Here is a 14,095-nt window from a genome sequence, read left to right as displayed (position 1 = left end):
CACCCGGGAGGCGGTCGGGTTCAGCCGCGCTCAGGCGTCGGCCTCGTCCTCGTCCTCGTCGATATCCACGAGGAAGACGATATCCGCCTCGTCCTCGTCGTCCGAATCGGCGTCGGCGTGGCGCGGATCGTCGGTGAAGTCACCCTCGCCGTCGTCTTCCGCCAGGGCATCCTCGAAGATCTCGATCTCGTCCTCGGTCGCCGCACGGACCTTGAGCGCCGAGGTGCCGTTCCAGAGCGGCTTGCCCTCGCTCGTCATCGTCCGGATGTCTTCCTTGAAGCCCGTGCAGGTGAAGAGGTCCTTGGCGGACGCCTCGTCGCTGTTGATCACCGCCACGGCGGTGCCGTCGATCTCGAGCGTGAACATGGCCGGCATCCCTCTCGTAACCGTGCTCTGGTGCGCCCGGGTGGTCGGACGGCACCCGACGCGGCGCATCCGCCCCGGGGCGACCCGCGGGTCCCAACCGGCGGTCCTGCGCGCCACGCCGGATGCTGTAGGGATGAACCCGACGGTCGCCAAGCCCGGCCGCTCCGAAGAATCGCGCTCCCGCCTGTGACCGCGTGGATGCCTCAGACCCCGGTCCCGCGGGCGATGGCGCGCTTGACCACCCCTTGCACCTCCGGATTCGACAGGAACAGGTCGTGGTTGATCAGGCCGCCGCCGTAATCGGAGGCGTCGGCGACGCGCACGCCCAGCGCCTCCAGCTTCGCGCGGTCGACTGCGCCGGCCCGGACCCCGCCCGCCAGGGCCGCCGAGAGCTCGAGGGCGCGGTCGTTGGTGGCGGAGATCACGGTGATCTTCGAGACGTCGGGTCCCAGGCGCGCGACGCCGTTGGAGAAGAGGTCGAAATCGATGTCGGGGGCCGCCAGCACCACGGCGCCGATGCGCGACATCGCCGCCTCGCCGGCTTCGGCGCGCAGCATCCGGAGAGTTTCGAGGGTCAGGAGCGTGCCCATGGAATGCGCGACGATATTGATCCGGCCTCCGCTCGGCGATGCGGCGAGCGCCTTCAGCAGGTCCTCGAAGGCATCGCGCGACCAGAGCGCGCTCTCGCGATCGTAATTGTAGTCGAGCGTTGCGGCCGCCGAAGGCCACGTGAACAGGCCCGAGACGCCCCGGAAACGGATGCCGTCCGACAGGCGCGCGGCACTGACGGCGGCCGATTCGAACGATTCGCGGTAGCCGTGGACGTAGATCAGCACGTCGCGTCCCAGCGCGGCCTGCGCGAAGGCCTCAGCGGCGCCCGGTCCGGTCTCAGATTTCGGCACGGCCCCGATCGTCCAGTCGCCGGTGATGACGGAGGAGACCTTACCCAGCAGCGAGCGGTCGGGAGGCGAGAGGCGCACCTCGGCGAAGCTCAGGCCGCGGCCGCGGTCGCTGCTGAAGTATGGGGGCCGGGGCGGGTGACCCACGGGCTTGCGGGTCGTGGCGACCAGCAGCACCGGCATGACGTCGAGGGCCGACTGCTTCTCGGGCAGCGCCGCACCGGTGCCGAGATCATCGGTGACGCAGGCGCCGAGGGATGGAGCGAGGCCTGCGGCGCCCGCGAGGGCACCGAACCGGAGAAGGACGCGGCGTGAGACGGTCTGGCTCGACATGATCCGGGTACGCTCGGGCGGGGGGCACCCTCGTCGCGCAGGATCATGACCGTGGCGGGGCACGCCGCCTGTTGGTCGTTGTGGAGAACCCGCAAGGCCCGGCTTGTGGTCCCCCGGCCACAGGGCGCCGCGGGCTGATCGCGTGTCCGACCCTCTCGACGGCGGCCCGCGCCACAGCCATGAAGAGATCATGACGCCGTCCATCGACATCGAGAGCCTGCGCGAGCGCCTGCTGCGCGGCGACCGCGCCGCCCTGGCCCGGGCCATCACCCTGGCCGAGTCGAAGCGGGCCGATCACCGGGCGCTCGCGGCCGGCCTGATCGACTCGGTCCTGCCGGAGACCGGCAGGGCGATCCGCGTGGGGATCACCGGCGTGCCCGGGGTCGGCAAGTCGACCACCATCGATGCCCTCGGCTCGAACCTGACGGAGGCCGGCCACAAGGTGGCGGTCCTCGCGGTCGACCCGTCCTCCTCCCGCACCGGCGGCTCGATCCTCGGCGACAAGACCCGCATGGCGCGGCTCTCGCACGATCCGAACGCCTTCATCCGCCCCTCGCCGTCATCGGGTACGCTGGGCGGAGTCGCGGCCAAGACCCGCGAGACCATGCTGCTCTGCGAGGCGGCGGGATTCGACGTGATCCTGGTTGAGACCGTGGGCGTCGGTCAGTCGGAGACCGCGGTGGCCGACCTGACCGACTTCTTCCTCGTTCTGATGCTTCCCGGCGCCGGCGACGAGCTGCAGGGCATCAAGAAGGGCATCCTCGAACTCGCCGACATGATCGCGGTCAACAAGGCCGATGCCGGCGAGGCCGAGCAGCGGGCCAACGCGGCGGCCTCGGAATACCGCGCCGCCCTGCACATCCTCACCCCGGCCTTCGCCACGTGGACGCCACCGGTGGTGACGATCTCGGGCTTTCACAACCTACGGCTCGATGCCCTGTGGGCGAAGATCGTCGACCACCGGGAGAAGCTCACCGCCACCGGCGAGATCCAGGCGAAGCGGCGGACGCAGGACGTCAAGTGGATGTGGGCGCTGGTGGACGAGCGCCTGCACCAGCGACTCGTCGGCTCCCCGGAGGTCCGGCGCCGCACCGCCGAGGCGGAAGCGGGCGTCGCCCGCGGCGAGACCTCTCCCGCAGCCGGCGCGACCGCCATCGCCGAGCTGATCGGACTCTGAACCGCTCGGGGACGCCGGCCCCGGAATGCGCAGGTCGGCAGAAATTCATGATCGGTCGGGGGCACAAACGCGATCTCGTGCGTTCCGAGGACGACGGCGTATCGAGGGCGCCCGGTCCCGGCGCCGCGCCCACGTCCAGGAGAGTGCCATGGTTGATACGGATCGGATCGTCGGCGGTGCCAAGGAAGCCGCCGGCAAGGTTCAAGGTGCGGCCGGCGATTTCGTCGGTTCGAACCGCGACTCGGTCGAGGGACGGTTCCGCGAGGCTCAGGGCCAGGCGCAGAACGTCTATGGGCAGGTCAAGGACAGGGCGCGCGACATGGCCGACCGGGCCGGCGACTACGCGAGCGATGCCTACGATCGCGCCGGGGATCTGGCGGGGGACGCCTACGAGCGGGGTGGTTCCTATCTGCGCGACGGCCGCGCGGCCGTGGGGGCTCGCGTGGAGGAGAACCCGCTTGTGGCGCTGCTGATCGCCGGCGCGGTCGGGTACGGCCTCGCGCTGCTGATCCACAGCCGTCGCTGACCGAACGCGGCCCCGTCCGCCCTCGGGCGGGGCCGCCCCCCATTCCAGGGCTACTGCGCCGTCCAGCCGCCATCCATGCTGATGTTGGCGCCGGTGATCTGGCTCGCCGCGTCGGAGCACAGGAACACCGCGAGTGCGGCGACCTGATCGACCGTCACGAACTCCTTGGTCGGCTGCGCTTTGAGCAGCACGTCCTCGATCACCTGCTCCTTGGTCAGGCCGCGGGCCTTCATGGTGTCGGGGATCTGTGCCTCCACCAGCGGCGTCCAGACGTAGCCCGGCGAGATACAGTTCACCGTGATCCTATGAGGCGCGAGTTCGAGCGCGGCCGTCTTGCTCAAGCCGGCGATCCCGTGCTTGGCGGCGACGTAAGCCGACTTGAACGGCGAGGCGACCAGCGAGTGCGCCGAGGCCGTGTTGATGATCCGGCCCCAGCCCCGCGCCTTCATGCCCGGGATCGCGGCGTGCATCGCGTGGAAGGCCGAGGACAGGTTGATCGCGATGATCTGCTCCCACTTGTCCGCCGGGAATTCCTCGATCGGCGAGACGAACTGAATCCCTGCATTGTTGATCAGGACGTCGACGGATCCGAACGCCTGTTCCGCCTCCCGGACCATGGTGGTGATCGCCTCGGGCTTGCTCATGTCGGCGGCCGAGTAGCGGGCCTCGACGCCGTAGGCGCCCTCGATCCCCGCGCGGGTCTCCTCGATGGCATTCGCGTCCCCGAAACCGTTCAGCACGACGTTGGCGCCCTCCGCCGCCAGAGCCCGCGCGATGGCGAGGCCGATGCCGCTGGTGGAGCCTGTGACGAGGGCGGTCTTGGTCTTGAGGGTCATGGGACCTCCTGGGACGCGGACGCACCGTCGATCGGGACGGGCGCCGCGAGCGCGGCGGGACGAAACGGGGATCTAACTAGCGCGTGAAGGCGCCGCCGGCACAGAGGCGGCCGATGGCGGCGCGTCGCGGATGTCACCGGCCTCCGCCACGGCGCGCGCCGCGGCCGGAAATGCGATCTCGACCCGCAGCCCCGGAGCATTGTCGGAGAGGTGCAGGACCCCATGATGCAGGCGCACCACGGCGTTGACCAGGCTGAGTCCGAGCCCGAAACCCGGCCTCGACCGGGCATCCTCCAGCCGGACGAAGCGATCGAGGACGCGGGCGCGCTGTGCCTCCGGGATGCCTTGTCCGTGATCGGAGACGGCGAGCCGGATCGAGTCTTCGGCCCGCCACGCCTCGAGGGTCACCCGGGCCGCGCCTCCCTCTGCGGCAGCCCCGTATTTCAGGGCGTTGTCGACGAGATTGGCCAGGGTCTGGCCAATCAGCTCTCGGTTGCCGGCGATGATCAGCCCCTCCTCCGCGCGCACGTCGAGGACGAGTCCCTGATCCTCCGCCAGGGCCTCGTACAGCTCGCCGACGCCTCTGACCGCGGGGCCGATGTCCAGCGGCACCAGGATCTCCCGCGCACTGCCGGCCTCAAGCCGGGCGATCATCAGGAGCGCGTTGAACACCCGGATCAGCCCGTCCCCCTCCTCGATCACCGCCTCGAGCGCGGCACGCAGCTCGTCCGGCGTCGAGGACCGGCGCAGGGCCTCGTCGGCGCGGTTGCGCAGGCGCGTCAGCGGCGTCTTGAGGTCGTGGGCGATATTGTCGGAGACCTCACGCATCCCGCGCATCAGCTCGCCGATACGCTCCAGCATCAGGTTGAGGCTTGAGGCGAGGCGGTCGAGCTCGTCGCCGTTGCCGGCAACGGGGAGCCGGTCGTCGAGATCACCCGCCATGATGGCCCGGGTGGTCTGGGTCATGGCATCGACGCGCCGCAGGACGCGGCTCGCCGCGAGCCAGCCGCCGATTACGCCCAGGAGCACCACGGCGGCCAGCGAGGTGACGAAGGCCCGCCCGATCACCGCGCGCAGGCGGTCGCGCTCCTCGGTGTCGCGCCCCACGAGGAGCCGGAATCCGCCCGGCAGGGTGAAGACCCGCACGATCGCCCGGTGCGCCTCGGCATCCGAGTCGTTGCGGCCGTAGCGTGTCTCGCTCTGGCCGGGGGTCGCCAGCACGGCGGCGGGGACGTAGCCGACATTGCCGACGACGTGGTCGCCCCCGGCCGTGGTCACGAGGTAGAGCGAGGCCCCCGGCTCGCGCGAGCGCCGCTCCACCACGGTGATCAGCCGGCGCAAACCGCCGGCATTGTACTGTTCCGACAGGCCGTTGATCTCGGCGTCGATGGTCGAGACGATCTGGTCGTCGAGCACCGCGCGGGCGTTCCACGCGACGTAGCCCAACGCCAGGAAGGCGCAGAGTGCGAAGATAGCGAGATAGGCCAGCGACAGCTTGAACGCGGTGGTGCGGAACAGCTTCTGGAAGCGCGCGCCGCTCGTCTCTGGCGGGAGCGCGGCGTCGGCCCGTGGCGTGTTCACCCGGAGCTGCCCTCATCGACGCGCAGCACGTAGCCCGCGCCCCGGACCGTGTGGATGATCGGGGTGGGAAAACCCTTGTCGAGCTTGCCGCGAAGGCGCGAAACGTGGACGTCGATCACGTTGGTCTGCGGATCGAAGTGATAGTCCCAGACATGCTCCAGCAGCATGGTGCGCGTCACGACCTGCCCGGCATGGCGCATCAGGTACTCGAGGAGGCGGAACTCCCGCGGCTGCAGCAGGATCTCGCGCCCGGCGCGGGTCACACGATGTGAAAGGCGGTCAAGCTCCAGGTCGCCGATCCGGTAGCGCGTCTCCTCCGCGGCCCCGGTGCCGAACTGCCGCCGGGCCAGGGCCTCCGTACGGGCGAGCAACTCGGAGAACGCGTAGGGCTTCGGGAGGTAGTCGTCGCCGCCGGCACGAAGACCCTTCACCCGGTCGTCGACCTGCCCCAGCGCCGAGAGGATCAGCACGGGCGTCGCCACCTTCTGCTCGCGGAGCGAGCGGATCAGCGAGAGGCCGTCGAGCTTGGGCAGCATGCGGTCGACGATCAGCACGTCGTAGGCGCCTTCGCGCGCCAGGGCGTACCCGTCGAGGCCATCATGGGCGCTGTCGGCGACATGCCCGGTCTCGCGGAACGCCTTGACCAGGTAGGCCGCCGCCTCCCGATCGTCCTCGATGATGAGCAGTCGCATGGAACTGGTCCATAGCGTGCCACGCAATGCGGGGGAACGTGTCTCGGTCAGCATGGTCAAGCCGATCCCCTCCCCTATCGCCCCATGAGCCGATCGGATGAACGGGCCGGGTCCGCGGGGCGCGAATCCCGACCCGTTCCGAAGCGGCATTGAGGGTCCTCGGAGGGCGCGAGGTTCGCCGCGGCTTCGTCCGCGCGATCCGAGGAGCGGATCGGCGGCTCCGGCACCATCGCGCGCTGCCGATTACGGGACGCTCGCGGCGAGATGACTTCGCGGTAAGGCAAGCTCCGTGAGGGCCACGGTCCAAACGCGAAAAGGCCGCCCCGGAAGGAGCGGCCTTTTCGCGTCGTGTCTCGCGATGAGGGAATGGTTGGAGGTGTGTCCGGCAATTGCGATGGGCAGGCCTGGCGGCGACCGACTCTCCCGTGTCTTGAGACACAGTACCATGGGCGCTGGCGTGTTTAACGGCCGAGTTCGAGATGGGATCGGGTTCTGGGCACGCCGCTCAGGCCACCTCCCACGAAGGAATCAGCGAAATTCGCCCCGCGCAAGAGACGACCCGCGCAAGAGGCAAGCTTGGCTCGGCAGGAGCGCAGCCGCGGGCGTTCAACCGACGACCAAGCTACCCCGTGGGTAATTACGTGCCGCCGACATCTCGAAAGCAGACATCAACTCTGGATTGGTTTCGCTGCCGCCAAGTCGAGGGAGGCCTACCGCAGACGGAGTCGCCGGCCTACAGGCAAAGCACTTGATTAACCCTAATCCGGCTTGATGAACTTGCACTTGCCCCGCAGTGACCACGGTCCCCGCGCCCCTGCCTCGGCGCAGAACGTATCGACCGCCCGGGTAACACCCGGGAAGCGGCCGCCCAGGCGGTCGTAATCGTCGGCGATCAGGAGGCCTCCAGGTCGCAGGACCGGCCACCAGGCGCGCAGGTCCGCCGCGACGGACGCCTCCTCGTGCCCGGCATCGAGATGAATGACATCGGCGGTCACGCCGCGCAGACGCAGAAGTTCCGCGGCATTCACCGAGTCGAGCGGTAACGGCACGATGTGGTCCGTCATGCCTTCGCGCAGCACATTGGCCAGGAAGGTTCGGTAGAGGCTCGGATAGCCATGCTCGGTGGCGAGTTCCGCGAAAAGCGTCTCGTCCGCCCAATGATCGACGGCTCCGAGCCACGTATCGACCGCGATCACGGTGCCGGCGACGTTGTGCTCGGCCATGGATCGCGCAAGAAAGAGCGCGCTAGCTCCCTTCCAAGTCCCAATTTCGACGACCACGCGTGGCCGGAACTCGATCACCGCCTCCTCGAGGTAGGGATGGATGCTGCGCCAGCCTTGAAGGTCGCCGGCGCGTAGGTCCGTCGGGGGATCCGCGAAGGGGTCGCAACCGTGCCACAGGGCGGCGATCAGTTCCTGACGGGTCATGTCACTCTGATTTTAGGCTGTTGAGAAGGCGCAGGAGGGGCAGCCATGCGGGAAGAGCGGTGGGGTCACCCGACGGCGCAGGCCTGCGCGTAGAGCGCCTCGCATCGGTCGAGCCACCGTGCGCGGGTGAACAGGCGCAGGACACGCCCGCGCGGGACCGGCCGCGGGATCGCGATCGCCTCGCCGATAGCGCGGGCAAGACTCTCCTCGTCCCCCGGCGCAGCGAGGGATCCAGATTCGCCAACGACCTCCGGGACGGCGCCCCGGGCGAAGCCGGCGACCGGCAGGCCACAGGCCATCGCCTCGATCGCCGCCAGCCCGAACGGCTCGTCCCAGCACGGGGTGGCCAGGAACACGGAGGCGCGGCCGACCTCCGCAGCCAGATCCGCACCGCTGAGTTGACCGCCGTAGCGGATCGATCCTCCGAGCAACGGCGCGACCTGCCCCTCCCAATATCCGGGCTCCTCGATCGGGCCGAACAGGGTCAGCGGAAGCCCGGCCCGACGCGCCGCCGCGATCGCGTGCGGCGCGCCCTTGTCCGGCGTGATCCGCGCGCACCAGACCGCGCTGCCGTCGCCGCGCGGTCGGTAGGGCCAGGCGGCAGGATCGATGCCGTTGTGGAGCACCGATGCCTCCGGGGGCCCCCCGTCCGGCCACCACGCATCCAGCTGCGCCCGGGACGTCGCGGTGATCCGGTGTCCCGGGGCGGGGCTCGCCTGCACGAACCAGCGGAGGGCATCGTAGGGCGGCACGTGCAGCGACGTGACGGTCGGCGTCGCAGCGGTACGCCGCTTCTCCAGGGGCAATCGGCTCAGGCTGTTGTTGTGGAGCACGTCGAAGCCTCCGGCCGCGATCCGGTCGCAGGCGGCGGTGTAGCCGCTGTCGAGATGACTCTTCAGCCCCACATCGCTCCGGTGCTCCAGGCCGGCATGGCTCCGTTCGTGATGGATCGGGATCACAGGATCCAGGGCGAAGCGCGCGTCGCTATCACCGGAAGCGAACAGCGTGACCGCGTGGCCGCGGGCGGCGAGTCCGTCCGCGAGGCTCCAGGTGTAGGCTTCAAGGCCGCCCGCGAAGGGCGGGGCGATCGGGTGGCGGAGATGAGCGAGGAGCGCGATCCTCACGCCGTCACCGGCGCGGGCTCGCCCGCCCGGGCCTCGATGGCACGGATCACCGAAGCTGAGTTGGTGTAGGGCTGGTGGCCCTGCTGGCCGGTCAGCGCAAGATCGGCGGCGTCGGGCCGGCGCAGGATGCGGATCGGCCGGTCGGGCGTGTCGTCGATCAGGCCCATCACCTTGAAGGCGTAGAGCCAGTGGCCCATCGTGCGGTAGCCCCACTTGGCCTCGAACAGCTCGGCGTTGCGCACCACGCTCTCGAGGTGATGGACCGGCGGCATGTGGTGCGGGTGGTACTGGTGATAGGCGCGCGCGCCCTTCATCCAGGCGATTGGGATGCCGCTCCGGTCGAGGAGCTTGCCGAAGTCGGTGTCCTCGCCGCCATAGCCGGTGTAGCGCTCGTCGAAGCCGCCGGTCGCCAGGAAGGTGGCCCGCTGGATCGCGAAGTTGAGCGACCAGAAGCAGCGGTAATCGTTACAGATCTCGATGCCGGAAGCAGGAGGGCCCCGGCGGTCGGAATGCTTCTCCGCCACGGCGTCAAGCCCGGCGTAGTCCCAGGCTTCCGTCGTGGCGCGCTCGGGCAGGTGCAGCACCTCGCCCATCAGCAACCCGTCGAGCTCGGAGAGGCCCCGCGCGTAATCGGCGACGAGTTCGGGCGCCGGGATGCAATCGACGTCGAGGAAGACCACAGCATCGCCGGATGCCGCCGCCACGCCGCGGTTGCGCGCGGCCGCGAGCGGCAATTCGCGGCCCGGCACGAGGATCTGGCGCATGGGGAAATCGACCGCGGGCAGGTCGTAGGGCGTGTCCTGCATCACCGCGACGATGAACTCGACGGGGGCCTGCGTCTGGCGCTCCAGGCCAAGGAGCACGTTGCGCAGATGGGCCGGCCGGCCCTTCGCGAGGGTCACGACGGAGACGGTGGACATGCGGGCGGCGGGCTCCGGTCGTCGCGGGGGGAGGTGGGCGTTCATTCGGCCGCGAGGTTCTGAAACGAGCTGGGTTCGACCCCGGCGGGTCCAAGGTCCCAGAGCGCGTCGGTCAGCTCTTCGAGCCAGCCGGCGGCGCGGGCGGCGGCTTCGGGGGCATAGAGGCCGCGCAGGGTGGTCCCATCCAGGGCGCGGGCTCGGGCGAGGAGGTCGCGCCAACTCTGGAGATCGCCGGGCCAGATGGGGGCTTGCACGGCGGCCCCGAGGCGGACCAGCGCCTCGGCCTTGCGGGTCTGCTCGGCGAAGTAGCGCCATTCCGGCATGACGATCAGGCGACCGCCGACACGGGCGACCTCATGGACCGTGTTGTCGCCCGCCGAGGCAATCACGATGTCGGCGGCGGCGAGGTAGTCCGTCACAGACGGCACCCAGCCAAGTTCGCGCAGATTGGAGAAATCGGTCTCGTGGCCCTCGCGATGGGTCGGCCCGAGCGTGAGCCACAGGGCATTGGGTTCGGCGCGGGCTGCGACTGTGAGTGGCGCGTAGGGCGTGCCGCTGCCGCCGCCGCCGGTCACCGCCACGACGATCTCGCGCTGAGGGTCAAGGCCAAGCTTGGCGCGAGCCTCCGCGCGCTCCGGCACCCGGTCGACGCTGGTGCACAGGCCGCCACTGTAGAAGGTCTTGGCGCGCAGGTGCGCCGGGTACTCGTCCTGCTCCAAGCGCTCGTCGAAGGGGGCGAGCATCCCGACGCAGGCTTCGTAGGCACCGACATGGCCGATATCGGAGCGGTCGCCGTGCATGCGGATCTGCACCGCCGGCACGCTGGCGATGCGCGCGAGCAGCGCGATCTCCGCCGAGACATCGACCACGAACAGGCCGATTCCGCGCTCGTCGAGATGGTCGAGGATAGCCCGCATGGTCCGGCGCATCGCGTCGAGACCCAGGGGGACGCAGTGCATTACTTGGGGCGTCGGCTCGGCGTAGAGGCGCGCCGTCGGCACAGCGGCGCCGATCATGTTGGGCAGCGCCACGATCTCGATGTCACGGCCGAAGCTGTCGAACAGGTGCGGATCAGCGGTCAGCACCGAGACGGCCCGGTCTCGGGCAAACTCGGCGGCCACCGCCATCGTGCGGTTGGCGTGGCCGCGGCCCTGGTGATGGACGAAGAACGCGATCGGCTTCTTCATGGCGGGAGGCTCGATCTCAGGAGAACAGGGCGTTGGGCCGCAGGGCGGCGGCGATCTCGGGTCCGGTCGGCGGCCGGATCAGGCGGATCGCGGGGGCGTCGGCGTGCCAGTCGATCAGCCCGGCCGCGCGGAACTGGTCGAGCCAGTAGGTCATGCACCAGCGTCCGTGCCGCGCCCGGAACCGCGCCGCGTTCGCGAGGATCGGCGCGAAGTGCTGGAGGGGCGGCACGTGGACCGGATGGTGCTGGTGGTAGGCGCGGGCGCCCGCGACCCAGAAGGTCGGCAGCCCAGATGCGGCGAGCCGGGCGGCGAAGTCCGTCTCCTCACCGCCGTAGCCCACGAAGGCCTCGTCCATGCCGCCGGCCGCGCGCCAAGCCGCGGACGGCAGGGCGAAGGACAGGCCCCAGAGCTGGCCGGCATCGGGTTCCGGCCGCAGACCGGTTTCGGGCAGGGCGGGCCGGGCCGGATGGGGCCGGCCCAGGCGGTCCAGCACCGTGGGATCGGGATCGTGTTCGAGCGCCCGGGGCGGCAGGTAGAGGACTTCGCCGAGGAACAGTCCCCGCGTCGTCCGGGCCGCCCCCGCATAGGCCGCCACCAGACCGGGCGAGGGGATGCAATCCACGTCGAGGAAAAGCAGGAGATCCGCCGTGGCCGCCTCGGCGGCCCGGTTGCGGGCGGCGGCGAGCGGCATCGGCTCGCCCGACACGTGGATATGCCGCACCGGGCAGCCGGGATCGGGTAGATCCGGTGCACGCTCCGGCTGCATCCAGGCGATGACCAGTTCCCGCGGGGGCAGCGTCTGGCGGGCGAGACCCTGCATCAGGTTGCGCAGGCGGTCGGTCCGGCCGCGGACCAGGGTCAGGACGCTGGGAGCCGGCTCCCCCCCGTGCTCATCCGACATCGGCGAGCATCCGGCGGAAGTGCGAGACCCCTTCGATGATGCCCCGGGCGTGGGTCCGGCGGGACACGTAGGAGTGCTTCAGGGCGGCATGGCTTGCGAGGTCATCCGAATAGTTCGCCACGATGATCGCGTGCACCCGAGCGCCCAGCATCTCGATGTCGTTGCCGGAATCGCCAGCCACGAACACGGCGTGCTCCGGTAGGTCGTACAGGGCTCGGACGTGATCGACCGCGGTACCCTTCGAGGCGGCCTCCGGCAGGACGTCGAGATACCGTCCATGACTGTGGATCACGCGCGCGGCGATACCGGCCTCTGCCAAGCGCGCGCGGACGCGCCGTTCGGCCGCGGTATCACCGAAATAGCTCAGCTTCAGGACCCGCTGCTCCAGAGGACCCTGGGGGCTCAGCCCGTCGAGCTCGTCGAGCGCCGCCCGCACGGCGGGCCGATCCCAGCCGGGCGCGATGATCTGGCGCCACGCGGCGTCCGCCGTGTAGGTCACGCCGTTGGCGTCGAGGTGGTAGATTTCGGACCCCACCGAGGTGATCATCACCTGGGGCCGGGGGCTGTCCTGCTGCTCCAGCACCGCCATGGCGCTGTGAAAGGACCGGCCGGTGGCGACGCCGAAAGCCAGCCCCGCCTGCCGGCTGCGCCACCGGCGGAAGATTCCCATCGCTGCGTCGCAGCCGACCAGCGTGTTGTCGATGTCGCAGACGAGCAATTGCCGAGGAGCCGAGGCGGGCGGTTCCGCGGCCAGCAGCGCGCGCAGTAGGACGTGATAGCGGGCGGCGTGCCGATCCCAGTCGTAGGCCGCCGCTGCCCGGGCGCCGCCAGCCACGCAGCGCGCGTAGAGGGCCGGATCGCCCAGGATCCGCAGGCACGCTTCCGCGATCGCCCCGTGGGCCCGGGGATCGACCAAGAGCCCGTTGCCGCAGGTCTCGACGATGTCGTTGGGGCCGCCGCTGTCGGTGGCGACCAGCGGCAAGCCGGCGGCCGAGGCCTCCAGCAGCGTCAGGCCGAACGGCTCGTTGAGGGCCGGGTTGACGAACAGGCCGCCCCGGGCCCGAGCATAGGCGTAGATCGCCGGCACATCCTCCGGACGATGGGTCTTGGGGTAGGCGACACGCCCGTAGAGGTCATAACGGTCGATCAGGACCAGGAGGTCGCGCATCGTCGCGGCCATGTCGCCGTCGAGGGTGTCGATGTCGTCGCGGGTCCCGGCGACGATCACGAGATTGGCGCGGGCCTGGAGCGCACGACTCTCGCCGTAGGCGCGCACCAGCGCCGCGAGATTCTTGCGCGCCACCGGCCGGGCGAGCGCCAGGACCGCCGGCTTGGCCGGATCCTCCAAGAAGCGGTCGATCACGGCGTCGACCCGGGGATGCGGCTTGGCCGCGGCGAAGCGAGCGAGGTCGCTTCCCGGAGGTAGGACGCGGACGTGCCCGGGATCGTAGGCCGCATAACCGGCGTACTGCACCTCGGCCTCGTCCCGCGAGGAGGCGATCACGAGTTGGGCCCGCGCCAACGCCTCCTCCTCGGCGGCGATTCGGCGCGCGAGGTCGGGCTGGACGGGGACCGTGCCCAGCATCGTCGCCTTCACGCGTCCCAGGGAATGGGCCGTAAACACGAAGGGGATGCCAAGGCGATCCTCCACCAGGGTCGCCACCGTCGCCGCGTCCGCGTAGTGCGCGTGAATGAGATCCGGCGCCCGGTCCTGGGCGGCGATCCAGCCGATGAGGTTCTCGGCGAAGGACGCGACCTCGGCGTGCATCGCCTCCTTGGCGCAGTAGTCCGGGGACGCGCTCGCGAGCCGCACGAGCGTGACCTTGTCGGCGATCGGCTCTTCAGGCACGGCGTAGGCGTCACCGAGGGAGCCACGAAACAGACGGGTCGCCACCACGATTCGAGTGAGATCGCGATCCTGCACCGCGGCCGAAACCAGATCGAGCAGGTAGCGGATATGGCCGCCGGTGTCGGCGGTAAGCCCGTAGACGACGCCGTCACCGCGCAGGCAGCCCTGCAGGGCGATGTGCAGGACGAACATCAGGCGTGCGCTGCGGCTCTCGAGCGACCCTGGACACTTAACTTATGTAAAGCGATCGCCGCGCCCCGGCTTAACATATGTAAAG

Annotated in this window: 14 protein-coding genes and 1 rRNA gene; 3 read left to right on the top strand and 12 right to left on the bottom strand. The window is 70.1% G+C overall.

The features are described 5' to 3' along the window. Positions 1-30 precede the first annotated feature (30 nt). The gene (locus tag MMSR116_RS31050) at positions 31-366 is read right to left on the bottom strand and encodes a hypothetical protein (RefSeq protein WP_158169294.1); all 336 of its coding nucleotides are present in this window, start codon (positions 364-366) and stop codon (positions 31-33) included. Between MMSR116_RS31050 and MMSR116_RS31045 the strand changes: the two genes are divergently transcribed. Then, positions 365-556, top strand: a complete 192-nt coding sequence (locus MMSR116_RS31045; protein ID WP_158169292.1) for a hypothetical protein — start codon at positions 365-367, stop codon at positions 554-556. The genes MMSR116_RS31050 and MMSR116_RS31045 overlap by 2 nt on opposite strands. A 13-nt stretch (positions 557-569) precedes the next feature. Here MMSR116_RS31045 and MMSR116_RS31040 read toward each other — a convergent pair whose 3' ends face one another. Then, positions 570-1,598 (bottom strand): alpha/beta hydrolase, encoded by a 1,029-nt coding sequence (locus MMSR116_RS31040; protein ID WP_158169290.1) that lies wholly within the window; start codon positions 1,596-1,598, stop codon positions 570-572. 190 nt (positions 1,599-1,788) lie between these two features. Here MMSR116_RS31040 and meaB point away from each other — a divergent pair, with 190 nt between their 5' ends. Both meaB and MMSR116_RS31030 read left to right on the top strand, forming a co-directional pair. Then, positions 1,789-2,775, top strand: a complete 987-nt coding sequence (gene meaB, locus MMSR116_RS31035; RefSeq protein WP_158169288.1) for a methylmalonyl Co-A mutase-associated GTPase MeaB — start codon at positions 1,789-1,791, stop codon at positions 2,773-2,775. A gap of 148 nt (positions 2,776-2,923) precedes the next feature. Further along, on the top strand, positions 2,924-3,301 hold the full coding sequence (locus MMSR116_RS31030; protein WP_158169286.1) for a CsbD family protein: 378 nt from the start codon (positions 2,924-2,926) through the stop codon (positions 3,299-3,301). A 50-nt stretch (positions 3,302-3,351) separates the two neighbouring features. Here MMSR116_RS31030 and MMSR116_RS31025 read toward each other — a convergent pair whose 3' ends face one another. The 10 genes from MMSR116_RS31025 to MMSR116_RS30980 all read right to left on the bottom strand — a co-directional run bounded on the left by MMSR116_RS31025 (position 3,352) and on the right by MMSR116_RS30980 (position 14,010). Continuing rightward, a complete protein-coding gene (locus MMSR116_RS31025; protein ID WP_158169284.1) occupies positions 3,352-4,137 on the bottom strand; it encodes a 3-hydroxybutyrate dehydrogenase in 786 nt (261 codons plus the stop codon). Positions 4,138-4,209: 72 nt separating this feature from the next. Continuing rightward, entirely contained in the window at positions 4,210-5,718 is a 1,509-nt protein-coding gene (locus MMSR116_RS31020; RefSeq protein WP_158169282.1) for a sensor histidine kinase, read from the bottom strand. After that, positions 5,715-6,410 (bottom strand): response regulator transcription factor, encoded by a 696-nt coding sequence (locus MMSR116_RS31015; protein ID WP_158169280.1) that lies wholly within the window; start codon positions 6,408-6,410, stop codon positions 5,715-5,717. Before MMSR116_RS31015 ends, MMSR116_RS31020 begins: the two co-directional genes overlap by 4 nt. Before the next feature lie 402 nt (positions 6,411-6,812). After that, positions 6,813-6,928, bottom strand: a 5S ribosomal RNA gene (rrf, locus tag MMSR116_RS31010). A 240-nt stretch (positions 6,929-7,168) separates the two neighbouring features. Further along, positions 7,169-7,837, bottom strand: a complete 669-nt coding sequence (locus MMSR116_RS31005; protein WP_010686978.1) for a class I SAM-dependent methyltransferase — start codon at positions 7,835-7,837, stop codon at positions 7,169-7,171. A gap of 65 nt (positions 7,838-7,902) precedes the next feature. Continuing rightward, positions 7,903-8,961: a glycosyltransferase gene (locus tag MMSR116_RS31000; RefSeq protein WP_010686979.1), complete on the bottom strand. Its 1,059-nt coding sequence runs from the start codon at positions 8,959-8,961 to the stop codon at positions 7,903-7,905. Beyond that, entirely contained in the window at positions 8,958-9,881 is a 924-nt protein-coding gene (locus tag MMSR116_RS30995) for a glycosyltransferase family 2 protein (protein WP_010686980.1), read from the bottom strand. Before MMSR116_RS30995 ends, MMSR116_RS31000 begins: the two co-directional genes overlap by 4 nt. Before the next feature lie 41 nt (positions 9,882-9,922). Beyond that, complete coding sequence (locus MMSR116_RS30990; RefSeq protein ID WP_010686981.1) at positions 9,923-11,068, bottom strand: glycosyltransferase; 1,146 nt, start codon at positions 11,066-11,068, stop codon at positions 9,923-9,925. A 16-nt stretch (positions 11,069-11,084) separates the two neighbouring features. After that, complete coding sequence (locus MMSR116_RS30985) at positions 11,085-11,969, bottom strand: glycosyltransferase family 2 protein (RefSeq protein WP_010686982.1); 885 nt, start codon at positions 11,967-11,969, stop codon at positions 11,085-11,087. Then, positions 11,959-14,010 carry an HAD-IIB family hydrolase gene (locus tag MMSR116_RS30980; RefSeq protein ID WP_010686983.1) on the bottom strand — a complete coding sequence of 684 codons (2,052 nt, stop codon included), beginning with the start codon at positions 14,008-14,010 and terminating at the stop codon, positions 11,959-11,961. The genes MMSR116_RS30985 and MMSR116_RS30980 overlap by 11 nt, the downstream gene beginning before the upstream one ends. Positions 14,011-14,095: the final 85 nt, after the last annotated feature.

The sequence above is a fragment of the Methylobacterium mesophilicum SR1.6/6 genome (assembly GCF_000364445.2).
GTDB lineage: Bacteria > Pseudomonadota > Alphaproteobacteria > Rhizobiales > Beijerinckiaceae > Methylobacterium > Methylobacterium mesophilicum_A.
The sequence above is the reverse complement of the archived record's forward strand: the minus strand, read 5'-3'. Positions and strand labels throughout refer to the sequence as shown.

What these genes read in the sequence shown, in the direction of transcription:
- MMSR116_RS30995 (WP_010686980.1), bottom strand. Translation starts at nt 9,881, where the DNA reads ATGTCCACCGTCTCCGTCGTGACCCTCGCGAAGGGCCGGCCGGCCCAT.
- MMSR116_RS30980 (WP_010686983.1), bottom strand. Translation starts at nt 14,010, where the DNA reads ATGTTCGTCCTGCACATCGCCCTGCAGGGCTGCCTGCGCGGTGACGGC.
- MMSR116_RS31015 (WP_158169280.1), bottom strand. Translation starts at nt 6,410, where the DNA reads ATGCGACTGCTCATCATCGAGGACGATCGGGAGGCGGCGGCCTACCTG.
- MMSR116_RS31025 (WP_158169284.1), bottom strand. Translation starts at nt 4,137, where the DNA reads ATGACCCTCAAGACCAAGACCGCCCTCGTCACAGGCTCCACCAGCGGC.
- MMSR116_RS31045 (WP_158169292.1), top strand. Translation starts at nt 365, where the DNA reads ATGGCCGGCATCCCTCTCGTAACCGTGCTCTGGTGCGCCCGGGTGGTC.
- MMSR116_RS31005 (WP_010686978.1), bottom strand. Translation starts at nt 7,837, where the DNA reads ATGACCCGTCAGGAACTGATCGCCGCCCTGTGGCACGGTTGCGACCCC.
- MMSR116_RS31050 (WP_158169294.1), bottom strand. Translation starts at nt 366, where the DNA reads ATGTTCACGCTCGAGATCGACGGCACCGCCGTGGCGGTGATCAACAGC.
- MMSR116_RS30985 (WP_010686982.1), bottom strand. Translation starts at nt 11,969, where the DNA reads ATGTCGGATGAGCACGGGGGGGAGCCGGCTCCCAGCGTCCTGACCCTG.
- MMSR116_RS31030 (WP_158169286.1), top strand. Translation starts at nt 2,924, where the DNA reads ATGGTTGATACGGATCGGATCGTCGGCGGTGCCAAGGAAGCCGCCGGC.
- meaB (WP_158169288.1), top strand. Translation starts at nt 1,789, where the DNA reads ATGACGCCGTCCATCGACATCGAGAGCCTGCGCGAGCGCCTGCTGCGC.
- MMSR116_RS30990 (WP_010686981.1), bottom strand. Translation starts at nt 11,068, where the DNA reads ATGAAGAAGCCGATCGCGTTCTTCGTCCATCACCAGGGCCGCGGCCAC.
- MMSR116_RS31040 (WP_158169290.1), bottom strand. Translation starts at nt 1,598, where the DNA reads ATGTCGAGCCAGACCGTCTCACGCCGCGTCCTTCTCCGGTTCGGTGCC.